This is a genomic window from Neoaquamicrobium microcysteis, assembly GCF_008180155.1.
GTDB classification, from domain to species: Bacteria; Pseudomonadota; Alphaproteobacteria; order Rhizobiales; family Rhizobiaceae; genus Aerobium; species Aerobium microcysteis.
The window spans coordinates 126,115-149,006 of record NZ_VSZS01000059.1 but is presented as its reverse complement, the minus strand read 5'-3'; the positions used below and the strand labels follow the sequence as shown (position 1 = coordinate 149,006).

Here is a 22,892-nt window from a genome sequence, read left to right as displayed (position 1 = left end):
CTTGCCGGAAACGCCTTTCGCTGCGGCTATTAGGCAGAAGCGCAACTCAGCGAACTATCGAGCTGATGCAGCGCCTCCAACAGGTATTCGGACCTGTACCGAAGTCCCACGTCCAAATTTCGATGCGACAGTAATCTCGCCCTCGAAAGCGGCCGCCATCTGCGCACAACCTGTCAGTCCCAGCCCCGTGTGTGAGCCCGCACGCGTAGAGAAGAATGGCGTTTTCGCTTTCGCCAATACCTCGGCCGACATACCCGGGCCGTCATCGAGTATCTCAACCAACAGGTCGCGCCGCCTTAAGAAGCGATGATCCTCAACCTTCGCGGCGACCATGATCTGGCCTTTCGGCCTGTCTCCAAGTGTGGCCCCGGCATTCTGGATGAGCTCATCGAGGATCAGGCGCATCGGCGCAGCCGGTACCTTTGCCTGAGCGGCGTCCGGAGTGACGCGCATAACAAGTTTGCAGGGACCGACCGTGCCTAGCTGATCGAGAACCGTCGCCAGACTTTCCCGGCGGGTATCCTTATTTGCATACGCTACTGTGCCGAGGCCGTTTGTGATGGCTTCCAGCTGCTGGACCGCTTCTCTCGCCGGCATCAACATCTCGGGGTGCTTTACGTCGCCTTCGTCCTGGTAGCCCAGAAACAGCTTCAAGGCGGTGACACGCGACCGCGTCATGTGCGCGTAGAGCGAAGAGAACGACCGCAGGTGCTGTTCCTGCCGTCTGGCGAAGGCATTTCGCAGATGGATGATAGTGTAGCCGATAGCAGCAAGTACCACTGCTACCGCAAACAGGAACCTGTTTCGCGACGCCGCTTCTTCAATGTGCGCCGTCGCGTTCAAGGTCTCGGCATGTGCGACAGCGGTCCCGGAAACCTCGAACATCCGCTGTTCCAAATCAGGCATTACCTGAAGCGCGCCTTTGAAGGTCGTGCTGCCTTCGAGTATTGGATCAAGATGGTTGCTCGTTATGGCCTGCAAGCCGCGCAGTAGCTCGACATCGCGGTCGCCCAAGAATTTTGGCGCATATTCGAGCTTCAGCAACTGGTCGACATTCGTATTGAGCAAAAAGACCTGGCGTTTGAGATCAGCTTCCATACGACCGGTCGCCGCCGCCAGGCGCAGCTCGCCATGGATCCGAGCAAGATGCTCACGGATTTGCGTCGTCCTCCACTGAACTTCGTACGTCTGACTGTAGTTCAGGTCCGACTCGGCACGATACTGTTCGGATCGGACGAAAGCCCCGCCGCAGAGTAGCAGCGCGATACCCAAGCTTGTGAAGGGCAGGGCGGATTTGAGCCTTGGCGCAAACCTCCTCATTCCACCGGCCTGACGGCGACGACGAACCAGACCCAGATTGAATTGCGGGCGGGTACATATTCCGCAGGGAGCTGATCATAGGGCCAGACCAAAAAGACCGGCCCCTGTTCCTCGGGAGATAGCGGCGTGAATTCCTGATCTGTCTTGCATCTGCCGGACTGCACGTCCGCGCTAACGCATGCGCGGTCGATCGCAAAGATCGGCTGGTAGCTCTGGATCTCCTCTAGCAGGATCTCCGAGGTGAAATTGTCGTACGCGATGAACTGCACCGACTTGTCACCCTGCAGCCCATGCCTCCGCAGAACGTCAGCGATCCTCGGACCCCGGAACTTGATGGTTTCGTCTTCCTTGGTCCACGGCGTTCGCGTTTCGATTTCGACGTTGTCGAAGTCCGAGCGCAACCGCTCGACGGGATATCGGTCGGAAACAGTTCGCTGATCACCTTCGATGGTGAGGACGCTCGGATCGGTGTAGGCGGCGACGGCCATCGAAGCGAGGGCCAATAGCCCCGAGAGGGCGCCGGGGAATGTGTCAAATCGCATGGGCCACCTCCGCATCGAATTTTCTTTCGCCGTCGTCGATCGAGTACAGAACACAGGGGCCACTCGATCCCCGCGGATCGTAGATCAGTTCCTTTTGCGCCATGGCCGCGGTGATCGCCTGAACTCCTGCCAGGCCATACAGGTGGTCGTGCAGTTCGAGGAAGACGCGCTCTATCCCCGGCAACATTGCGTCCTGCAGCAGGTCGAGCTCTGCTCCCTCGACATCCATGACCACGGCGTTGATGCTATGCTGCTCGATGAAGGCGTCGATGTCGCCTGATGTGATCTCGATGACCTCTGCATAGGGGCCTTGCTCCGCAAGTCCCGACGACATCCAAAAGTCTGCCCGACGGTAGAAGGACACCGTCTTGGAAGGGCCCGCCGCCAGGATGCCGTTTGAGAGCACGACATTGCCGTCGCAGTTCAAGTCGATGACACGCTTGGCAAGCCGGGTGGTCTGCGGATCGGCCTCGAAACTCCAGACACGAACGTCCTCAACCGAGGCGATGATCGATGTGATGACGCCCAGGCCGGCGCCAAGCTCCAGAACGCGATCTCCTGGACGTATGGCACGAGCAACTCGCCGTGCTTCGTTCGCCTCATAGGCGCCGGTTTCCAGAGCGTTCCAGACTTCCGGCGAGACTTCGTTCGGTGCGATCGGCACGAGCACGCCGTGGATGTTGAGTTCGCTCATCCGTCAGAGACCCTCGGGGAGGCGACCCAACTTCAACAACTTGGCGCGCGCCTGCTTGTAGTATCTTTCGGCGCTAGCGGCATTGATTCCAGCCTTGGTCGCCATCTCCTGAAACACCGCGCGACGTTTCGTACCGGTATTGCGATGCATCATCATGGCGAGGATTTCGTCCTCGCGGGGAGTGAGGGTAGGGAAGCGCAAATCCAGTTTCGCGGTGTCCAGATCGGACAACTGGATGGAGAATTCGCCCCGGTCGATCTGTTTGAGCACGAGGGGCAACTCGCCTTGCGACAATCCCGTCTTGCAGATATAGGCTCTCGCGCCGAGCAATCGGCAAGCCAATGCCTCGTCCTCGTCATCCGAACCGGTGACGACGAGATGTGCGGCACCGGGCGCGGCCTCGATGATCGTCTCTACAACGTGAAGTCGATCATGACGAGAAGTTGGATCGAACCCTGGCAAGCCCGGGTCAGTGATCACGAGATCGAACTGATCTTGATCGAGAAGCTGCTTTGCCATCGGAAGGGTTTGAGCGCCGGCTACATAGCAGTCTCGCAGGCCCGCACGCAGTTCGGCCATGAGGGCCAGGCGCATCAGGTTCTGGTCTTCGACGACAAGGGCTCTATGCACGACTCGGTCTCCCGATCAATCGAGTCACCCGCGCCGCCCAGCGCGATGCATAAGATCGCATATTCGCACTGCACAAAAGGGGATGATGCCATCCCCATTGCGAAAAAGGGGAGGCAGATACCCCCTTTCAATCAAACTTGATTGCTGAGAGTAAGATTCGGAACGTCTGGAGCGATTGACAGCTCTCTGCATGCGGGGAAGGCAGTTCTGGAGAGAATTGAATGGGTCTCACGCCAACCAGTCGAACTGGTACGATTCGAGAGGTAGTATCGCTGCACTACAGAACGCGGTCGACAGCCGCCCGGCTGCGCAGATATTCGCGTCAACCTTGGTCTCTTCTTCTCCATCCTGTCGTCCGATTTTACGGAATGCGTGAGATTAGGGCGCTGGAGGCGTTGGTCGCTTTGAAGCCCACGAACTCCGGGGAAGCGCGGGACAAGCTCCTTTATCTGATGGCGCTCATGACCTCCAACGCGACGGTCTTGTCGGTGAGCGAGGTAGAACGCGCAATCCACACCCTGCATCCGTTCAGACCTGACCTTGCAAAAGCTCTCGACCGCAGGGCTCCCGGCGGCGGTAATGAAATGGAGGGAGGTTCGCGTCCGCCGCCCAAGGTTGCGCGTCGGACGGAACAGCCGCAGAGGTGACCGGACGGGGCTGTTAGCGCCTCTATGGCTACCGGCGCAGGTTGAACCAGTGCCGATTCACGTTGCCGTCGTCGGCCCTGATGTCGAAATAATACGGATCTTCTCGCAAGGGACGAGGCATCGTTACAGTTTGCTCGCAACCATCGCGACCGCCGAAGCCTGACGGACAGCTGTTGCGAACCTGAAAACATAAATCGGCCTGTCGGCCGGCATGATCCTGATTGCTGGATCCAACGCTCCAACCCGCGGGACACTCGTCGTAGGCCTCATAACCGGGTTTGCCGGTTCCGGCCTCGGGGCAGGTCGGCCAGGAAAACCCCCAGCCTTTCATCGCCGAGATCAACCGATACATCGGAGGGTGACAGGCCGGCACACCTCGCCAGGCCGGGTTCGAGGATGACGCGCACAAGAGCACCTCGCATCCCCACTCGCTCGCTTCTGCGCGGCCCGGGACTGACGTCCACGTCGCCGCGGCGAGGATTGTCGCTGTCGCGGTCAGCATAATTCGGTTCATGGGGGCATCTCCTCGATCAACCTATCGGTCTGTTCGCTTCGGGCGCTTACGCGCATCTTCGAACGGCGGTGAGATCTCGCTTTCGCGTTCGGCAAGCAGGTTGAAATCAGCGATAGGCCTTCTGGTCGGCGTTCGGTCTACCGCCTTGCGTCGCCATTCAGGCATGTCGAGCACATAGGTGGCCCACATCCCGTGCCGGGCAGAGACGGCATAATTCTGCCAGGTCAGATATTCGGCCGGCGCCGGTGAGTTCACTCGCGCCCAACCGACGCGCAGCATTTCCAGCGCCAAATCGCGACCGCGCACCGAGCAATGGCCTAAGAGCGCACCATCGGCATCACGTGACCGAACGATACAGGTCACTTGAGCGCTGCCAACCTTGCGCTTCAGCCAAGCCTTCGCCAGGGGCCCGCACGGCACCGGCTTCGGGATCGCGCTTTCGCCGTGGCGGCGAGGATCGTAGGCCCACTGTGGCAGTTCACAGGAGTCGATCGAGGCCAGCCGCACCTTGTGCCGGCCCGTTGGGAACCAAAGCGTTCTGCCATCGATGACGGACGTCCGGCCAGAGATTTTCGTGATCGGGCTCGAGTCTGAGACCGATTCTGCCGCGACCGAGGACGATCTCTGATCGCGCAGAAGGTCGGCCCCATGGACGGGATAGGGCAGGGCGGTCAGCAGCAACGCCGCGACGTTCGACCTGGTGGCAACCGACCTCATGGTGAGGTTCTTCCATCGGCTGCACGCTGACCGAGCAGGAGCGCCGGATGCTGCACATCATCGAATTGCCACAGCCCGACCTTCTTTTCCCGCGCGGCCTGCTCCACCACAGCGTAGGACGCGTGGTGGGGCAGGCCGCGTCCGTCGAGGGAGGCGAAGGCAAAGCCCGAGGAGATCATCAGATTGGCGAGATCGAGCCGGTCGGCGCCGATCGTTGCGTAGCAGGACACAAAGACCGTTCCAGCCGATCGCCCGACCTGCGCACAAACCGGATGCGTATCTGCGATGTAGGCGGCCAACACGGCCAATGACGCCTCACCACAGTCGCGACGAGCGCCCGACCTATCGGTGTATACTGTACCGCGCAGGCAGGCCTGCACGCCGAAGAGCCGGAAGTGTCGGCCGCTGTACTGCCAGCTGTCTCCGCTTTCGAGCGTCACGCCTGGTTTCAGTTCGAAGTAACCCTTCGGCGGCGCGGCCGTTACCGGCGTCAAGCCGATAGTCAGCGACACGAAGAGGGCAGGGGACTTCATTCGGCCGCAACCCGTGGATCAGCCCACATGCCATAGCCGCGGCGGCCGATGTCCTCGGCTTCCTTGAGGTCGCTCCTTGCCGGCGTCCCGTCAGGCCGCTTTGTGATGCGGTGAGTGCCGAGCGAGACCAGCTGCTCCTCGAACATGTCGATCGAGTCGAGGCTGCCCGGATAGTTGTAGTAGCCGTAGCAGGTTGCGTCCTGCGCCTGCGCGCCGGTCTCGCTGACAAAGGCGCGGCAGTAGATAACACGAGGGGACTGAAGGAGCGTCGCCAGACCCTGGCGAGCGTAATCGTCGCAGGATCCAGCAAAACCTTCCTTGCGATTGACCATGTCACCCTTGCACGGCTCGATCCCGTAGAGGTGCACCGTCAGATTCGCATCGACTCGCAAGTCAGTAGGCGACACTGCCTCGAACCCGGAAGCCGACGCATAGCCTTTGCGCTCCGACACTTTCCCCTGGCCGTCGTAATATTCCATGACCAGGACGGTCTTCCCGGGCGCCGCGAGCGAACGGACATACGCTTCGTCCACCGGCCCGGCCGCATAGGCGGGCAGGCATATGCCGATCGCTGCCAGGCACCAGGCCGTTCGTCTCATTTTCCGTCGCCTCCAGGTTGTCATTGCGCTCGACACTGACCTGCCTCCTCATTCATTGCAAGAAAAATCACAATCAAATTGACATTGTTTTTTCTGTCGCCTAACCATTCTCACATCTGCCGGTACAAGGCTTTGGACGCGGACCCATGGGAAGCCGAACAAAATCACCATCGATAGCGCCGCTCCTGGCCGTGACAATCCTCACGAGCATGTGCGTTATCGCGGGCCGGGCGGCAATGGCGTCCGAACTGGACGCATCGAAACTTCTACGGCGCCAAGAGGCTGGAGAAGTTTGGCATGGGGATGGCGTCCCGTCCGCCGCCGACACAGTTGCCGAAGCCCGTTGGGCCCGGATGCCGGACGACTATGTGCTGGGGGAGGATGGTGAAATCGTTCCCCAGCACCAGGCGCCCCAGCCGATCAGCGTGCCAGCATCCGATGCCGGCGGGCTCGAACCTGATGGCAATCATTTTGATAGTGGCGTTCGGCCCGGGATGCCGGAGTGCGGGCCGTCGCCGGCAACGCCTGCTGAGATCACACGCCTCGTCATCGAAGCGGCGCAGCGACACGATGTCGACGCGGAGTTCGCCGTCGCGGTTGTGACCGCCGAAAGCAGGCTCGACCGGCTGCGCAATTCGCCCAAGGGCGCGCGCGGACCGATGCAGCTTCTGCCGGCGACAGCCGAGCGATTCGGTGTGACCGATATCTGCGATCCGGGCGAGAATATCGATGGCGGGGTCCGCTACCTCCGCGAGCTGACCGATGAGTTCGGCAATCCGCTTCTCGTTGCTGCCGCCTACAACGCTGGCGAGGGACGCGTGCGCGAGCATGGCGGCATTCCGCCGTTCAAGGAAACTATCGGGTACGTCGCCGAAATCCTCAACATCCAGATGGGCCTTGAGGGAAGCGGTGCGGCTGCGAGCAAACAGGGTGACGTTGCCGATGGGCAGCGATCAAGCCCCGCCCGCGGAGTCATCACATCGCGCGAACGCCGCCAATGGGTCGGCGGTGTTATGCATTTTTAGCCGGAGGCAATCATGAACGACGTTTCCAATTCGCCCGCTGCTCGGCCAGTGCCGATGCCGACAGCCTTCGCCACGATGGTGGCCATCTGTCTGGTGTTTGCGGAGCCGGCACTCGCGCAATCCTCTGGCGCCTTCGCGCCGCTGGAAACCGCGGTCCAGATGATCGTCGATTTCATCACCGGCCCGTTCGGACGGCTGCTCGCCATCATTGCCGTGATCGCGCTCGGCTTCCTCGCCTTCGCTGGACGCCTCTCCTGGTTCACTGCCGGCGCAGTGGTGCTTGGCATCGGTCTCGTCTTTGGCGCGCCGGCGATCGTCGACGAGATGATCGCGGCCGTGGGGAACTGAGCCATGGTCGAGTTCACCGACGAAAAGCCGCATCTGACGCCACTGGTGATCGGCCTCACACGGCCGCCCATGATGTGGGGCATACCTCTGAATGCCTTCTACATCATCGTCGGCTTCACGCTGATCGCCTTCCTGGTCAGCACAAGCTTCTGGTCGGCGTTGATGGCGCCACTGATCTATCTCGCGCTCTTCGCCTTCTGCAGCCGCGATATCCGGATCCTCGATCTCGCCCAGGTCGTCGGCCGCCGCACGCCTCGTACGCCGAACCGGCTGTTCTGGCGCACCAACTCGTACGGGCCGTGATCATGTTGAACGTCGTCGCCGAAGAGCTGGGATTTGGTCGTGAGCGCCGGCGCGAGCGGCCGATGTCGAACCACATTCCGTACCTGCGCCATGTCGCAGACACCGTTATCGGCCTCGAAAGCGGGGCGATCCTTTCGGTGATCAAGCTGGATGGCCTGTTCTTTCAGACTGAGCATCAGGCCGAGCTCAACATGCGCGCGGCCGTCCAGAACACGCTGATCCGAGCACTCGGCTCGAGCCGCTATTCGCTCTGGTCGACTGTAATTCGCAAGGAGGTCAAGCCATCGATCGGCGGAGCCTTCTCTGACCCGTTCTGCGAACTTCTGAACACGCGCTATATGGCATCGTTGCGCGACAAGCGCATGTTCACAAACGAGCTCTACCTCACGATCGTCCGTTCCGGGATGCGTGGCGCGCTCGGTGCCGCCGAAGGATTTTCGCGACTGCTCGATCGCTCCTCCGGAAAAGAGGTGCTTGAGCAGCGGTTGCACGAACGCATCAACGAACTCGAAGAGATCGTAGGGAACGTCACGCGTGAATTGCAAAAGTACGGCGCCCGTCCGCTTGGCGTCGCTTACCGCGATGGCGAGCCGTACTCGGAACCCTGCGCCTTCATCAACGCGCTGCTCACCTGCGGCGTCGCGCGCGAGATGCGCCTGCCCCGCATGGGCATCCGCAGCTATGTCGGGACGTCGCGTCTGTATTTCTCGAAGCGGACGTTGCAGGCACAGGGTGCGACCGAGGCGGAAAGCCGCTTCGGCGCCATGCTGTCGATCAAGGAATATCCCCCGTTCTCCGGGCCGGGGATGCTCGATGGGCTCCTACAGATGAACCACGAGTTCATCTGCACCCAGTCGTTCACGCTTGCTGACAAGCCGATCGCGCAGGAGCGCATTTCGCGGCTGCAGCGCCAGATCCACGCGTCGGACGAATCGGGCAGCACTGTCGAGACCGATACCGATTTCGCGCTGAACAGCCTACTCAATCAGGAAGCTGTCTTCGGCTATCACCATTTCAGCCTGTTGTGCTTGTCGCGGGATCTCGCCGGCCTCGACAAGGCGGTCGCCGAACTCGGCTCATGTCTCACGGACATGAACATCAATTGGCTGCGCGAGGACCTCAACATGGAGGCCTCGTACTGGGCGCAGCTGCCGGGCAATCACGCCTACATCGCACGCTCCTGCATGCTGTCCAGCGCGAATTTTTCCGGCTTCTCGTCGCTGCACAACTTCGCGACCGGTTCGGTTCGTGACAACCACTGGGGACTACCGATTGCGATCCTCGAGACGACGTCGCAGACGCCCTACTGGTTCAATTTCCACCAGCGCGACATCGGCCATTTTCTCGTGACCGGCCCGACCGGGTCGGGCAAGACCGTGGCGCTGACCTTCTTGCTTGCGCAAGCCTTCCGGATCTCGCCTGAGCCGCGAGCCGTCTTCTTCGATAAGGATCGCGGCGCCGAGATCTTTATCCGTGCCGTCGATGGCGCCTATGAGGTGCTCCAGCCTGGCATCGCGACCGGCTTCAATCCAATGCAGCTGGAGAACAACGCGACCAATCGCGAGTTTCTGCATCGCCTTCTCAAGGCCATGCTCGACCCGGCCGATGGCGGCGGCTTCTCCCAGGAAGAAGAAGATACGCTCGAGCGGGCGATCGGTCGCATTTGCCAGGAGCCAATCGAGCAGCGCACGCTTGCCAATCTGTCCGGGCTCTTGATGGGCAGATCACGTTCCGACGCCAACGATCTCCAGTCGCGCCTGCGTCCATGGTTCGAGGGTGAGAAGGCTTGGTTGTTCAATGCGCCGCGCGACGTGTTGTCCTTTTCCGGCCGGCGGATCTTCGGCTTCGACATGACGCATATCCTCGACAATCAGGAGGTGCGCACGCCGGCGCTGATGTACCTCTATCATCGGCTGGACGAGTTGCTTACCGGCGAGCCGGTTCTCATCTTCATGGATGAGGGCTGGAAGCTTCTGCAGGATACGGTCTTTTCCAACTACATCGTCGACAAGATGAAGACGATCCGAAAGCTCAACGGGATCGTCGGGTTCGGCACACAGTCGGCGGCCGACATTGCGCGTTCGCCGCAATCGCACACGCTGATCGAGCAGTCGGCAACCAATCTGCACTTCCCCAACCCGCGAGCGGATGAGGAAAGCTACATTCGACGCTTCGGACTGACCACCAAGGAATACGCCTTCATCCGCAATACCCCGCCTGAGCGGCGGACGTTCCTGATCAAGCACGGGAACGACTCCGTCATCGCCAGGCTCGACCTCACCTCCATGCCGGACCTTGTTCGCGTGATGTCCGGCCGCAAGGAGACGATCGAGCAATGTGCAGCGCTTCGCGCGCAGCTCGGTGACGATCCGGCGAAGTGGCTGCCCGCGTTCTGCGGCTGGGAGGTTCCAGCATGATCCGGCGTCTTTCCCTCCTGCTGCTCTTTGCGGCATCGCCTGCTTTGGCCGACATCCCCACCATTGACGGCACTGTGCTGGACGATCGCGAGGATCGCGGCCGGAAAACCGCCGAGATCGAGACGGTCGACGAGGAGCGCTACGTCAACAATCAGAGCGTCACCTGCTCGATGTACCGGCCGGGCCGCAAGGATGATCCTGTCGCAGCGGCGAATGCCAATCCGGCGATCGCCGGCCTTGTGCGCCGAATCGCGCGAGAGGAGGGCGTTGACGAAAACCAGTTCCTGGCGCTCGTCTACCAGGAAAGTCGCTTCAACCCATGCGCAAAGTCCCCCGTGGGCGCGGTCGGCCTTGCGCAACTAATGCCGGGCACTGCGGGCGATCTCGGCGTCGATCCCTACAATATCGAGCAGAACCTGCGCGGCGGCGCGCGCTACTACAAGCAGCAGCTTCGAAAGTACAACGGCAACGTCTCCCTGGCGCTTGCCGCATACAATGCCGGCGCGGGGAACGTGAACAAATATGGCGGCATCCCGCCGTTCAAGGAGACGCAGGGCTATGTCGCCAACATAACCCGGAAGTGGCTTCCGGCCTTCGGCGGCTCCGACAAATCGGGCATTCCGCTCAACTATGGCGGTGGCAGCGCCTATGCGGGCGCCCGGACCAGCACCATGAACGCCATGGGCCTTACGGCTGCGATCGGGGAGGGGTCCGGCGATGTCTCATCCTGGCTGACACAACTCGGCAATATGGGTTCCGGCACGATCCAGGACAGCTGGGATCACAATTCGGGCGCGCGCAACGCCAACATCGAGCTCATCAATCGGCTGATCCTGCTCGGGACGGCGTTCGCCGATCTTACCAATTCCAGCAACGCCATGACGCTCGGCGACCTGTCCGGCACGAACCGATCAACCCGTTACGAGACGGGGAACGATGGCGACGATAGGCCGGTTACCGGCTTCTGCGACGGGCGCGAAGGCTTTGTTTGGGACGCCGACGCGAGGGCATGTGTCCAGCGTATAGACACGCAGGCGCAGCTGCTCCTCGATATTCAATGATGGAGATCGACATGAAACGCTCGTTGGCAATTCTGGCGTTCGTCGGCGCAGGCATAGCGCCGGCAGCAGCCGATATCCCGGTCATCGACAAGACCAACTACGCGGTCGCACGTGATACCGCTGAAAAGACCGGCAAGATTCTCGATACGAACAAGGAAATCCTCACAACGGTCGAGGAGACCCTGAAGGCGGTCACCGGCGACCGCGGGGGCGACGCTGGTCCCCTGAAGGATATCGCGATCGGCAACGGTTTTAGCGTCTCCTCCATGCCGTCCTTCGACAGCATCCTGAAGGGTGGGATCGCCGATTTCGGCTCACTCGATCCCAAAGTGGTCGAAGCTGCCACGCTTTTCATCAACGGCTTGCAGCTCGTGCGCTCTCTTTCGGGCAAGGACAACAGCTCGCTGGCCAGCGACAAATCCTATGAGGAGCTCATGAAAACGGTGATGGGCGTCTCCGCTATGATCACTGGTTCTCAAGCTGCAGTTGAAACGCGCCGGTCCGCTCTCGAAACAGCCGGCGGCGATATCGGCAAGGCCGAGGACATCAAAGGATCGATCGACCAGAACACGCAGCTCCAGGTCCAGACGGGCCTGACGCTGAACGAGATGATCGGCGTGCTGAATGCCGGCGTGCAGTCGTTGCACGCCGAGAACCAGCGCAAGCTGACCGATATGTCGAACACTAAAAAAGCGTTGCGATACGAATGAGAGGGCGGCAGTGCATCTCGAAAGCTCTGGTGTTCGCGCTGGCGGTTCTCGCCAGCGGATGCGGCACGCCGCGCGAGAAGACGGCGCCGTGCAAACGGCCGGCCAATCTGTCGAGCTTTGCCAGCACCGGCGACGAATGCGGGCCGATGTTTTCGGTCAACGCGGACAGGGCCGCGGTATTGGCGGCGATTCAGGGCTTCGCGACTGGCGACGAAGAATAGGGCAGGGCGGTGGACGACTTCATTGGAGAACTGCTGGATCGGATTGACGCTTCGGGAGAGAATTTTTCCCAGAGCGCGTACGAGGCGCTGAGCCAGGATCTCGAGCCGCTTCTGCGTCTGCTCTTTGTCCTTGCCGTGCTGTTCTACGGCGTGCAGCTTTTCCTCGGGACGTCACGCCTCAGCGTCGCCGAGATCATCGGCAGGCTGGTGCGCGTCTTCGTCATCCTGGTGCTTGTCGGCACATGGTCGAATTTCAACGATCTTGTCTATGACTGGCTGACGACCGTGCCGGAAGCGGCCGGCCGCGCCATCCTGGCGGCTTCCGGCACAGGTGTGAGCGAACCCACCAATGGGCTATCGCAAATCTGGAAGACGGCAAACACCGCCGCGGCGGCCTTCTCAGAGCAGGCCGGCTATCTGTCCGTCCTCCCGGCCTTGATCGGCATGATCATCATGGTGTTTGCCGGCCTGTTCGTTGCCATCGCGCTAGGCATTCTCGTCCTAGCCAAGGTCGTGCTGTGGGTGCTGCTGGGCACCGCGCCGATCTTCATTGCCTGCTTCTTTTTCGATGTGACCCGTAGCTATGCCATGGGATGGCTGAACCAGTCGTTGCTCTATGCGATCATTCCGCTGTTCGTTTACGTGATCGCCGCATTCCTGATCGCGGCGATGGAACCGGAACTGACGACGATCGACAGCATTTCCGGCAATCGCGAGCTGAAGCTCAGCGACTTTGCTGCTTTCATCATGCTCTGCCTTGCTGGCAGCTTCGTTCTCCTTCAGGTGCAGTCCCTCGCGCAAGGCATCGCGGGCGGGTTGGCGACGCCGATCGGGCCTCGTTCGCGGCAACTGACCGCAAGGGGAATCTTCTGGAGCCGTGCCGCCATCGGAACATCCGCCCGCCAGACGCAGGCCGCCGTCCATCGCGTCCAGGCTCGACTCCACTCACCACGGCAGGATGGCGCGGGCGCCTCCATGCAGCGCGCGATCACGTCGAATGGAACGCCGCGGCAGATGTGACGGCAGGTTGATGTTGGGTCCCGAACAACACGAAAAGGGCAGGGATGGCAGACAAGTCCGAATCCGCGCTGCGGTCCTATTTCCAGCAAGGCGATATCTGGGAGCAGGAGATCATCAAGCGGGCGAAGCGCTCGGCGCGCGTCGCCTGGTTCTTCTCGATCGTCTTTGCCGGGATCGCCCTGCTCAGCCTGCTCGCCGTGGTGCTTATGCTACCTCTGAAGAGCTTCGAGCCCTATGTCGTCACCGTCGACCAGACCACTGGCTACATCGAGGTGAAGTCCGGCCTGACACGGCCTGCCAACCTGACCGAGCAGCAGGCGATCACACAAGCCAACGTCGTGCGCTATATCCGTGCCCGCGAAGGCTACGATCCCTACGCCATTACCGAGAATTTTGGTATCGCGGCGCTCCTTTCCGCCGACGAGGCGGCGCGCGAACTTCAGTTTCTCTACAGCGCCGCCAACCCGCAGAACCCCACAAAGGTCTATGGCCGGCTGAAGCGGGTTCTCGTCGAGATCAAATCCGTGACGTTCCCGAACGCCAGCACGGCGATCGTCCGGTTCTCCACCAACGAGCGCAGCGACACGGAATCGATCGTCCGTCATTGGATCTCCGTCGTGCGCTTCCGCTATACCGACACGCCGGTCCGCAACGAATGGCGCTTCGAGAACCCTCTCGGCTTCCAGGTCTATTCCTACCGCCGAGATCAGGAGACGGTCACACCGGGAGATACGCAATGAGGGGTCGCTCCTGGGCTGTGATGCTCATGCTGTGCGGCTCCTTCTGGCCGGCTTTCGCCGCGCAGACCCCGAAGGGTGGTTCTCTCGATGCACGGGTGACGAGTGTCACCTATCAGGAAAACAACGTCGTCCAGGTTTTCGCGACCTACGGCATCTCGACCATGATCATCTTCGACGAGGACGAGAAGTTTGAAACGATTTCGCTCGGTGACACGGAAAGTTGGCAGGTCGTCCCGGCCGAGAAGGGCAACATCCTCTTCGTCAAGCCGATCGCCAAGGACGTCGTTACGAACATGAACGTCGTCACCGACAAGCGCATCTACTATCTCGAACTGCATGATTTCGCGCCCGAGGCTGGCCGCAAGGTTTTTGGAATCCGCTTCCACTACCCGGAGAAGAATCTCAACGCTGCTTTGCGACAGGAGGCCGAACAACGAGCTGCCTGGCCGAACATCTCCGGCATCGACAAAGCGAACGTCAACATCGACTATTCGTTCTCCGGTGATGTTCGGCTGAAGCCGCTCATGGTCTTCGACGATGGCAACAAGACCTTCTTCAAATTCGACCGACGCGTGCCGGCGATCTTCGCGGTCAACTCGGATTTCTCCGAAACGCTCAGAAACTTCCGCAGGGAAGGGGAGTACATCGTCGTCGACGGAACGGCGACCCAGTTCACGCTGCGGGACGGCGATCAGTGGATCTGCATCTTCAATCTCAGAAAGTCGGATTTCGCTGCACCCGATCCGGCAATCCTCGGGCCAGTCGAAGATGACAAGGCCAAGCGCCGGCGTCGGAGCGGAAACTGATGAAGCGCTCCCCCGAACTCGTGGCCCTCGGTCAGAGCGACGACCCCGTTATTGCCGACAACGCCGTTCGTCGTAAGCAGCTCGTCGGTGGCGCCGTTCTGGTCCTGCTGGGCATTGCTGCCGGTTATCTGGTTCTCGCCGGCAGGCAGCCGCCGGTCCGCGACACGCTCGACGGCGACGAGGAGTTCACCACCACGACGTTCCGTCCTCCATCCTTCGTGCGCGAGGGTGAGCCGGAGCCGGAACCTCCGGCGCCGGAGATCGTCCAGATTCCGCCGCCACCCCCACCGCCTCCTCCGGCAGAAGAGGCCGATACGACCGAGTTCGAGGTGCCACCGCCGCCCGTTCCCGGTACGCCGCCGCCGCCGGAAGCGGTCGAAGCGCCGGCCGAAGAATTCCCCGAGCGCTTCCGCTCGAAACTGGTCGTGGTCGACAATGCGACCGCCGGCGGGCAAGGCAGTTTGACCGGCAACGAGGGGGAGGGGCTGACCGTCGCCGGTGAGGATCGCAGCAGCAAGTTTCTGGCCGCGGCGTCCAGTATTGGCGACCGCGGCGCCAAGGCAAAAAGGATCGAACGTATCGACGCGCTCGTTCCTGAGGGAACGCTGATCCCCGGCATCCTCGAGACGGCCATCGTCAGCGACCTTCCCGGGCAGGTGAGGGCGATCGTCTCTCAGGACGTCTATTCTTTCGACGGTCGGCGCATCCTGATCCCGACCGGTACCCGGCTCATTGGTGAGTACCAGTCCGAAATCACACGCGGCCAGACGAGAATTTTCGTGGTCTGGACCCGCATGCTGCGCGATGACGGCGTCTCGGTCCGGCTGAACTCGATCGGCGCCGACAACCTGGGCCGTGCCGGCCTGACCGGGCGCGTCGACAAGAAGTTCCAAGAGCGATTCGGCGCGGCCATTCTGCTGTCGATCGTCGGCGCCGGCGCCAGCTACCTGACCGGTTACGGCAGCGAGGCCGCGGCCAGAGACAGCGACGATGCGCAGAACGCTGAAGAGCTGGCCCGTGAGACCCTCGCGCAGACCTTCTCCGACATGGCCAACCAGGCGCTCGGGGATTCGTTGCGAATTCCGCCGACGATCAGCGTCAGCCAAGGCGAGCGCATCTTCGTCTTCGTCCGCCAGGACCTCGATTTTTCCGCCATGTACGAGGATCCCGTCACCGAGGCTCTGAGGGAGATCCGTCGTGAACGTAATCTCGACTAGCTTCGCCGCCGAACAGAAACACCATTTTCTGAACCGGGCGCTTGAGTCGCTGCGGCCATTTCTTGATGACAGCCAGGTCGTCGAGATCTCCATCAACTCCCCGAGCCAGGTTTATGTGGAGCGGATGGGCTCGGCCCACATGGAACACTATGAAATACCTGAGCTCACCGCCGACGAGATCGTCAACATCGGCGAGCGCGTCGCGGCCACAACCAACCAGTTCATCAACCGGTCAAGTCCGATCCTCAGCGCCGCCCTGCCGACAGGAGAGCGAATACAGGTCGTCCTACCGCCCGCCGCGCCCGAAGGCGGTGCCGTTTCCATTCGCAAGCAAGTCATCAGCAACTTCACGCTCGACGACTATCGCGATCAAGGATCGCTTGATCAGGTGACGGTCGCCGTCGGCGGTCTCAGCGGGACCGATCATACGTTGATCGAGCAGCTCTCGGCCAGGGACATCTACGGCTTCATTCGAACGGCCATCATCAATCGCGTGTCCATCCTGATCAGTGGCGGCACCTCCAGCGGCAAGACGACATTCCTCAACGCGTGCCTCAAATCAGTTGACCTGCAGGAACGTATCATCACGTTGGAAGATACGCGGGAGCTCTTCCCGCCGCAGAAAAACGCGGTGCATCTGCTCGCCTCTCGTGGCGACCAGGGAACGGCCAATGTGACGATCCAGTCCTTGCTCGAGGCCTCGCTGCGCATGCGACCGGATCGGCTTTTCGTTGGAGAAGTCAGGGGATCGGAAGCGTTCGCCTTTCTGCGCGCAATTAATACGGGCCATCCCGGCTCGATGTCGACGGTCCATGCCGACACGCCGCTTGGTGCCTACGAGCAGCTCGCCATGATGGTGATGCAGTCGGGCTTATCGGCCGCCTATCCGAAAGCCGATCTCATCTCCTACATCCAGAGCGTCATTCCGATCGTGATCCAGTTGCGCAGGGAAGGGGGCCGCCGCGGCGTCTCCGAAATCTTCTTCGCTCGCGGACGGACAGATGCGGCATGACCGGGTCGCTCCGCGTCTTCTATTTCGGCTTTTGCCTGACCGTCGCTTTTGCCGTCTGGCTGTTGGCCTATGGCCTTGGTTTGCAGTTACTGTATGGCGATGGGCGAATCTTGCAGGCGACGATTACGACGAACCCGTTCGCCCCTTTTCAGCAGCTTCTGACCTATGGTGACAGCGGCGTCCTGCGCGTTGTGGCGCTTGGTGCCCTCCTCCCAGCCGCGCTGGTTGCCGGCATCGTCGCCCATGTAGGCCTTCGACCGAACGCGAGCCCCCTCGGGGACGCCCGATTCCAGACCGCGACGACGCTCCGTCGTGATGGATGGTTCAGGAGGAAGGGCAAAATCCTCGGCCGTTTCGGTCGCCAGATTCTTCGCGTGAACGATGATCGGCATCACCTGATTATCGGGCCGACACGCTCGGGGAAGGGCGCGTGCTACGTCATTCCAAACGCACTTTCGCATGAAGGCTCGATGATCGTCACCGATTTGAAGGGCGAGATTTTTCGCAGCACGGCCGGTTATCGCAAATCGAAGGGTAGTCAGGTGTTCCTGTTCGCGCCGGGATCGGAAAGGTCGCATCGCTACAATCCGCTAGATTTCATCAGAGCGGACCGCGGTGAACGCACCACCGACATCCAGAACATGGCTGCCATTCTTGTGCCGGAAGTCACCGAATCCGAGAATTCGATCTGGCAGGCTACCGCCCAGCAGCTCATCGCCGGCGCAATCAGCTACATCAATGAAAGCATCTACTATGAAGGACACCGGACCCTCGGCGAGGTCACGTCATTCTTCAACAGTGGCGCAAACCTCCAGGCGATGATGACCCTGATCAAGGAGCGAGAACCCTACCTGTCTCGCTTCACGATAGAGAGCTTCAACGCTTACGTCGCTCTGTCCGAGCGCGCCGCCGCTTCTGCGCTCCTCGATATCCAGAAGGCCCTGCGGCCGTTCCGCAATGAGCGCGTCGTGGCAGCGACATCGGTGACTGACATGGACCTGCGCGCTTTGAAGCGCCGCCCAATCTCGATCTATCTGGCTCCCAACGTCACCGACATCACGCTGCTACGGCCGCTGCTCGCATTGTTCGTGCAGCAGACTCTCGACGTGCTGATGCTCGAGCATGGGGAGCGCTCGATCCCGGTCTACTTCCTGCTCGACGAGTTCCGCCAGTTGAAGAAGATGAGCGAGATCACGACCAAGCTTCCTTACGTCGCCGGATACAACGTGAAGGTGGCATTCGTGATCCAGGACCTGAAGAACCTGGACGAGATTTATGGCGAGACATCCCGGCACTCGCTGATGGGGAATTGCGGTTACCAGCTCGTCCTGGGCGCCAACGACCAGGTAACGGCGGAGGCCGTGTCGAAGGCCCTGGGCAAGCGCACGGTTCGCTACAAGACCGAATCCCGCACGATGGAGCTGATGGGCTTGCACCGTCGCACCAAAATGGAGCAATTGCGGGAGCGCGACCTCATGATGCCGCAGGAGGTGCGGCAGATGCCGGGAGACAAGATGGTCATCCTGGCCGAGGGGCAGGGGCCGATCTTCGCTGACAAGCTGCGGTTCTTCCGGACGGTGCCGTTCCGCGAGATGGAGAGCTTCTCACAGGCCCATGTGCCGGATGTACCGGCAACCGAGTTCCTTCCGCCCCGGCCGGTGCCAGCGACAACCGCGGCCTATGTTGGCGAACAGACGGACGCTTCTAAACCGGAGGAACTGAAAGCCGGTCCCGAGAACGTGGCGAAGCCTTCCGGCAGGAGGCGATCGTTAGGTTCAAACGTTCCTGTCGCGAAGGTCGAAGGACCGGCCTCGGTGCCTACCGCCAGGAGGGCTCCAGCGCGAGGCCGTTCGGGCGGCGCTACGCCGAGATCGCTCGATGCGGATTTCGTGAAGGCCGCGAGGCGATTGAAGACGCTTGCAACTGGAGCGATCAGATCCGGAAAGCCGCGCGGCGATTCAGAAAATTGGGGGCGGATTTTCGACGCGACCGTCCCTGACGAACTCGAGGTCACTGAGGCTGGTGGGGTGTAGCCAGCAATTGGCCAAACTCAAAGTGTAGTGCCTCGTCCCTGTCGAGGAGAACGGAAGTCTTACCGAACATGTCGGGGGTAACTGCTTCCGACCCCATTGCGGTCGTTGCTTTGCTCTGCGTGAGCTTATCAAAACCGGCCGTCTATCAGCTATCCGAAGGCGGCGCGAGAAGGCACCGCTTCTGATCGACTATTCCTCGGCTCGTTCATCAAACCTTTTTCGGGCGTCCTCAATGTAGCTCTGCTGCGACCGAGCCCATGAAGCCAGGGTAAGCAGCGGTTCGTGCAGCGAACGACCCTGCTCGGTCAATTCATAGTCCACCCGGGGCGGGATGGTGGCAAACGCCGTACGCGTTACCAGGCCGTCGCGCTCCAGCCCGCGGAGGGTTGTTGTTAGCATCTTGTGAGACAACCCGGGAATGGCACGCTGCAAGGCATTAAACCGCATAGGCCCGCTCGACAGTGCACCCACGACCATAATCGTCCATTTGTCGCCGATGCGCTCGAAAATCTGGCCAAGCGCCTTGCAGTTGGCCTCGCCTTCTGAGGCATAGTCGACTTCAACGAGCTTGAGATTGGTTTTGGCCATCTTGTCTCCATTGCGCACCTCGCGGTGCGTGACGTTCGAAATCGTGCGTTCTTGCGCAACGATTAACGAACCTTCATATCGCTACGCTCTAACGGAACGTATCGAAAGGTTCAATCATGAATATCGGTGTCAGCGGCGCAAGCGGAAACCTCGGCAAGGCCATCGTCCGAGAATTACAGGCCCGCAACCAGGGTCACAAGATCGTCGCCATCTCCCGCACTCCCAAAAACTCGGACGGCGTCGAAGGCCGCGAAGGCGACTACGACAAGCCAGAAACTTTGGCGACGGCCTATGCCGGGCTCGACAAAGTCATCCTCATTCCTACAGGGGATCTTCGCCCAGGTATGCGCGGTTCACAGAACGAAGCCGCGATCGCCGCTGCCGTTGCGGCAGGGGTAAAGCACATCGTCCTCCTGTCGGCTGCCGGTACCCGCGAACAGGCTGAACCCGCCATTGGCGCAAGCTACTGGCGCGGCGAGCAGGCGCTTATCAAGGCTGCACCGCAGTGGACGATCCTGCGCATGAACTATTATGCGGAAGCCCTCGCCGATGAAGTGAAGCAATCGGCATCGTCCGGTGCCTTGACCGGCTTTGCCGAGAACAAGGTGGCTTTCGTGAGCCGTGACGACGTCGCCGCTGCCGCTGCCGGGATCGTTCTGACTGAAGGTCATTCGGGAGCGATCTACAATGCCACGGGTGCCAAGAACTACACCGGCGCCGAACGCGCGGCACTGGCCTCTGAAGTTCTCGGCACCCAGATCGGCTTTGCCGTGGTTGCCGTTGAAACCCTGCAAGCTGGCATGGCGCAGATGGGTCTGCCCGCCTTCGTCATCAATGCGGTTGTCGGCATCCAGCAGGATTTCGCCGCTGGCGCCTTCGACGTGGTGACCGGTGATGTCGAAAAGCTGTCCGGTCGTCCCCCAAGGGACCTGCGTGATATCCTGGCCGGCCGGTTGAAGTAGTCCAGCCATGAACATCAAATGGGTTTATTGGGTCGCCACAATCCTCCTGTCGCTCATCTATGTCGGCGGCGGGTTGATGTATTTGTTCAACATGCCGATGGTTCAGGGCCTGTTCGTCAACTTTGGATATCCCGCCTACATCGTCCCGATCCTCGGCGTGGTAAAGCTTTTGGCGGCCGCGACGATCCTCTCGCGCTTCAACGTGGCGCTGTCGGACCTGGCTTATGCCGGCATGTTCTTCCACCTGATCCTCGCAGCCGGCGCCCATATCGGCATCTCCGACTTCGCCGGCTTGCCGCCGTCGCTGGTGGGTCTGGTGCTGCTAGTGGTGTCGTTCCTCACCCAGAACGGTGCGCGTCGTAAGCCCTCGCCTTATGGCTCGCCAGCCGTCCTGCGCGGCAGCATCGACGCTTAATCAACGCAAGATTGGATCGGGGTGCGCCCCGGTCCTTCTCCTCGAAAGGACAGGTCGTGGAACTCGGCATCTATACCTTCGGCGACATCGTGGCCGATCCTCACACCGGCAACAAGCCGACATATATAGAGCGCACTCGTCAGCTCATGGATATGGCCAAGCTCGCCGACGATGCTGGTCTCGACGTAATCGGCGTTGGTGAGCACCACGGGCTGGGCTTCGTCAACTCGGCAACAGCGACCCTCATTTCCGGCATGGCCGCAGCGACCAAGCGCATCCGCTTCAGCAGCGCATCGACCCTTCTCAGCACCGCCGATCCGGTCCGGACGTTCCAGGAGTTCTCCATGGCCGACCTCGTTTCGGGCGGCCGCGTCGAGATCATCTTCGGGCGCGGCGCCTTCAACGACAACTTTCCGCTCTTTGGCTTCGACATGAAGGACTACGACGCCCTCTTCGCCGAGAAGCTTGAGCTGTTCGAGTTGTTGAACTCCAATGAGCGCGTAACCTGGTCCGGCAAGTTCCGTGCGCCTCTGCACAATGCGGAGATCGCCCCGCGCCCGCATCAAGCCAGGCTGCCTGTATCGATCGGTGCTCTCAGCCAAGGCAGCGTCGCTCGTGCAGCCCGGTCAGGTTACCCGTTGGTCATCCCGGTGCTGGGCGGCAGCATCGAAGGCTATGCAGACATCGCAGCGTACTATCGGGCCGTCTGGGCTCAGTGCGGTCGTAGGCAGGAAGACGCCAAGGTCTCCCTGTTCTCGCATTTTCACGTCACGGAGACCGCTGAGGAAACGCAGCAGGACTTCTACCCATATTATTCGGGGTATATGCGCCGGATGTTTCGCGGTCCGATCCCGGCGGCGACCTATGCGCACATGCTTTCGCCTGCCGGGACCTTCGTTGGCGGATCGGTTCAGCAGGTTGTCGATAAGATTTCCATGCTTAAGGAGGCCACCGGCGCCCAGCGCTACGTCGGACAGATCGATGTCGGTGCGCCACGCTTCTCCACGACAGCCAAAGGGATCGAGCTCTTAGCCACAAAGGTGGCTGAACAACTTCGATAAGGCATCTATCGAGTTTTGCTATTTTCCGAGATGAATCGACACCCCTCAGACTTCGGCCTGATGCTCCGTCTGCTTTGCATGGGCAAGCGCCGGAAAGCTGGCCGGCGGGTTCCCACCCCTTTTTTGTCGTACGAAGGCTCCCCGGCAGGCGCTGGCAAAAATCGAGGATCGCAAGGTCCGCGCAGCGTTTCGAACCCTCTTTCGGGCATTGACACAGAAGGGGCTATCAAGCGCAAGGCGTTCGCGACGTCTTCCGGCTTTGCCTGCGAGACTGACCAGCCCGAAGCGTCGATCGTGATGACGTCGCTTGCCGCGTAGCGATCATTGGTGAGAGCCATGCGGGTCACGCCTTTCCCGTGCTCGACTTTCTGCCAGTAGCCAGCGCAAGGACGCGCTACGTCCGCGCCGTCACAGGCCTTAGCGATGTGTTGGCCGCGCACGCCGGTTTGCCGGGCAATCTCCGTCATGGGCACCAGACCAGATCGTGGAGTTGCTCGCGACTTAGTTTCATGGATGTCCTTCATACGCGCCTAGCGCTCTTAGCCCAACACAAACTCCCTGATGGGCGCCATCCAACGATCGGCCGCATGATAAAGATCGACAATCCACGCTTCGACCGTGCCGAGCCGAGGACCGAAATAGATGAGCGGAGCCACGATCGCAAAAGCCAGAATCGCGATCGAGATGAACCCATCCGGTCGATCTTCTGAGCCTTCAGGTGGCGGAAGCTGATTGTTGCGCCAGTCGTTCTTCATGA

26 protein-coding genes are annotated in these 22,892 nt (G+C 60.9%); 16 read left to right on the top strand and 10 right to left on the bottom strand.

Annotated features, from left to right (window positions below; all coding sequences use genetic code 11):
- Positions 1 to 54 precede the first annotated feature (54 nt).
- From FY036_RS08040 to FY036_RS08005, 8 genes are all read right to left on the bottom strand, one after another.
- Positions 55 to 1,320, bottom strand: a complete 1,266-nt coding sequence (locus FY036_RS08040; RefSeq protein WP_148914188.1) for a sensor histidine kinase — start codon at positions 1,318 to 1,320, stop codon at positions 55 to 57.
- Entirely contained in the window at positions 1,317 to 1,862 is a 546-nt protein-coding gene (locus tag FY036_RS08035; protein ID WP_148914187.1) for a hypothetical protein, read from the bottom strand. Before FY036_RS08035 ends, FY036_RS08040 begins: the two co-directional genes overlap by 4 nt.
- On the bottom strand, positions 1,852 to 2,556 hold the full coding sequence (locus tag FY036_RS08030; protein WP_148914186.1) for an FkbM family methyltransferase: 705 nt from the start codon (positions 2,554 to 2,556) through the stop codon (positions 1,852 to 1,854). The genes FY036_RS08035 and FY036_RS08030 overlap by 11 nt, the downstream gene beginning before the upstream one ends.
- Positions 2,557 to 2,559: 3 nt before the next feature.
- Positions 2,560 to 3,186, bottom strand: a complete 627-nt coding sequence (locus FY036_RS08025) for a response regulator (protein WP_148914185.1) — start codon at positions 3,184 to 3,186, stop codon at positions 2,560 to 2,562.
- Positions 3,187 to 3,861: 675 nt separating this feature from the next.
- A complete protein-coding gene (locus FY036_RS08020) occupies positions 3,862 to 4,347 on the bottom strand; it encodes a hypothetical protein (RefSeq protein WP_148914184.1) in 486 nt (161 codons plus the stop codon).
- Between the two features lie 21 nt (positions 4,348 to 4,368).
- Entirely contained in the window at positions 4,369 to 5,064 is a 696-nt protein-coding gene (locus FY036_RS08015; protein ID WP_148914183.1) for a thermonuclease family protein, read from the bottom strand.
- Positions 5,061 to 5,597 carry a thermonuclease family protein gene (locus FY036_RS08010; protein WP_148914182.1) on the bottom strand — a complete coding sequence of 179 codons (537 nt, stop codon included), beginning with the start codon at positions 5,595 to 5,597 and terminating at the stop codon, positions 5,061 to 5,063. Before FY036_RS08010 ends, FY036_RS08015 begins: the two co-directional genes overlap by 4 nt.
- On the bottom strand, positions 5,594 to 6,196 hold the full coding sequence (locus FY036_RS08005) for a hypothetical protein (protein WP_148914181.1): 603 nt from the start codon (positions 6,194 to 6,196) through the stop codon (positions 5,594 to 5,596). Before FY036_RS08005 ends, FY036_RS08010 begins: the two co-directional genes overlap by 4 nt.
- A gap of 236 nt (positions 6,197 to 6,432) precedes the next feature.
- On the opposite strand from FY036_RS08005, the gene FY036_RS08000 reads away from it, so the two are divergent.
- From FY036_RS08000 to FY036_RS07940, 13 genes are read left to right on the top strand one after another with little or no spacing between them, the layout of a single operon-like run.
- The gene (locus tag FY036_RS08000) at positions 6,433 to 7,221 is read left to right on the top strand and encodes a lytic transglycosylase domain-containing protein (protein WP_235897582.1); all 789 of its coding nucleotides are present in this window, start codon (positions 6,433 to 6,435) and stop codon (positions 7,219 to 7,221) included.
- A gap of 54 nt (positions 7,222 to 7,275) precedes the next feature.
- Entirely contained in the window at positions 7,276 to 7,569 is a 294-nt protein-coding gene (locus FY036_RS07995) for a TrbC/VirB2 family protein (RefSeq protein ID WP_148914248.1), read from the top strand.
- Between the two features lie 3 nt (positions 7,570 to 7,572).
- Positions 7,573 to 7,872 carry a type IV secretion system protein VirB3 gene (locus tag FY036_RS07990; protein WP_148914180.1) on the top strand — a complete coding sequence of 100 codons (300 nt, stop codon included), beginning with the start codon at positions 7,573 to 7,575 and terminating at the stop codon, positions 7,870 to 7,872.
- A 2-nt stretch (positions 7,873 to 7,874) separates the two neighbouring features.
- Positions 7,875 to 10,289, top strand: a complete 2,415-nt coding sequence (locus FY036_RS07985) for a VirB4 family type IV secretion/conjugal transfer ATPase (protein WP_148914179.1) — start codon at positions 7,875 to 7,877, stop codon at positions 10,287 to 10,289.
- Complete coding sequence (locus tag FY036_RS07980) at positions 10,286 to 11,350, top strand: lytic transglycosylase domain-containing protein (RefSeq protein WP_148914178.1); 1,065 nt, start codon at positions 10,286 to 10,288, stop codon at positions 11,348 to 11,350. Before FY036_RS07985 ends, FY036_RS07980 begins: the two co-directional genes overlap by 4 nt.
- Before the next feature lie 11 nt (positions 11,351 to 11,361).
- Entirely contained in the window at positions 11,362 to 12,060 is a 699-nt protein-coding gene (locus tag FY036_RS07975; protein ID WP_148914247.1) for a type IV secretion system protein, read from the top strand.
- Positions 12,061 to 12,089: 29 nt separating this feature from the next.
- On the top strand, positions 12,090 to 12,281 hold the full coding sequence (locus tag FY036_RS07970; RefSeq protein ID WP_407941142.1) for a hypothetical protein: 192 nt from the start codon (positions 12,090 to 12,092) through the stop codon (positions 12,279 to 12,281).
- Positions 12,282 to 12,290: 9 nt separating this feature from the next.
- Positions 12,291 to 13,301, top strand: coding sequence for a type IV secretion system protein (locus tag FY036_RS07965; protein WP_148914176.1), 1,011 nt, complete (start codon positions 12,291 to 12,293; stop codon positions 13,299 to 13,301).
- Positions 13,302 to 13,345: 44 nt separating this feature from the next.
- A complete protein-coding gene (locus FY036_RS07960) occupies positions 13,346 to 14,041 on the top strand; it encodes a virB8 family protein (RefSeq protein ID WP_148914175.1) in 696 nt (231 codons plus the stop codon).
- Positions 14,038 to 14,847 carry a TrbG/VirB9 family P-type conjugative transfer protein gene (locus tag FY036_RS07955; protein ID WP_148914174.1) on the top strand — a complete coding sequence of 270 codons (810 nt, stop codon included), beginning with the start codon at positions 14,038 to 14,040 and terminating at the stop codon, positions 14,845 to 14,847. The genes FY036_RS07960 and FY036_RS07955 overlap by 4 nt, the downstream gene beginning before the upstream one ends.
- The gene (gene virB10 / locus FY036_RS07950; protein ID WP_148914173.1) at positions 14,847 to 16,064 is read left to right on the top strand and encodes a type IV secretion system protein VirB10; all 1,218 of its coding nucleotides are present in this window, start codon (positions 14,847 to 14,849) and stop codon (positions 16,062 to 16,064) included. Before FY036_RS07955 ends, virB10 begins: the two co-directional genes overlap by 1 nt.
- Complete coding sequence (gene virB11, locus FY036_RS07945) at positions 16,045 to 17,076, top strand: P-type DNA transfer ATPase VirB11 (RefSeq protein ID WP_148914172.1); 1,032 nt, start codon at positions 16,045 to 16,047, stop codon at positions 17,074 to 17,076. The genes virB10 and virB11 overlap by 20 nt, the downstream gene beginning before the upstream one ends.
- Positions 17,073 to 19,109: a type IV secretory system conjugative DNA transfer family protein gene (locus FY036_RS07940; protein WP_148914171.1), complete on the top strand. Its 2,037-nt coding sequence runs from the start codon at positions 17,073 to 17,075 to the stop codon at positions 19,107 to 19,109. Before virB11 ends, FY036_RS07940 begins: the two co-directional genes overlap by 4 nt.
- Positions 19,110 to 19,298: 189 nt before the next feature.
- Here the strand turns inward: FY036_RS07940 and FY036_RS07935 are convergent, their stop codons facing one another.
- The gene (locus FY036_RS07935) at positions 19,299 to 19,697 is read right to left on the bottom strand and encodes a winged helix-turn-helix transcriptional regulator (RefSeq protein ID WP_148914170.1); all 399 of its coding nucleotides are present in this window, start codon (positions 19,695 to 19,697) and stop codon (positions 19,299 to 19,301) included.
- 116 nt (positions 19,698 to 19,813) lie between these two features.
- On the opposite strand from FY036_RS07935, the gene FY036_RS07930 reads away from it, so the two are divergent.
- Genes FY036_RS07930 through FY036_RS07920 form a run of 3 tightly spaced genes read left to right on the top strand, consistent with a single transcriptional unit; the run spans position 19,814 to position 22,135 of the window.
- A complete protein-coding gene (locus FY036_RS07930) occupies positions 19,814 to 20,659 on the top strand; it encodes an SDR family oxidoreductase (RefSeq protein ID WP_148914169.1) in 846 nt (281 codons plus the stop codon).
- A gap of 7 nt (positions 20,660 to 20,666) precedes the next feature.
- On the top strand, positions 20,667 to 21,074 hold the full coding sequence (locus FY036_RS07925; RefSeq protein ID WP_148914168.1) for a DoxX family protein: 408 nt from the start codon (positions 20,667 to 20,669) through the stop codon (positions 21,072 to 21,074).
- A gap of 56 nt (positions 21,075 to 21,130) precedes the next feature.
- Entirely contained in the window at positions 21,131 to 22,135 is a 1,005-nt protein-coding gene (locus FY036_RS07920) for an LLM class flavin-dependent oxidoreductase (RefSeq protein WP_161601114.1), read from the top strand.
- A 539-nt stretch (positions 22,136 to 22,674) separates the two neighbouring features.
- Here FY036_RS07920 and FY036_RS07915 read toward each other — a convergent pair.
- The gene (locus FY036_RS07915; RefSeq protein ID WP_148914166.1) at positions 22,675 to 22,890 is read right to left on the bottom strand and encodes a hypothetical protein; all 216 of its coding nucleotides are present in this window, start codon (positions 22,888 to 22,890) and stop codon (positions 22,675 to 22,677) included.
- Positions 22,891 to 22,892: the final 2 nt, after the last annotated feature.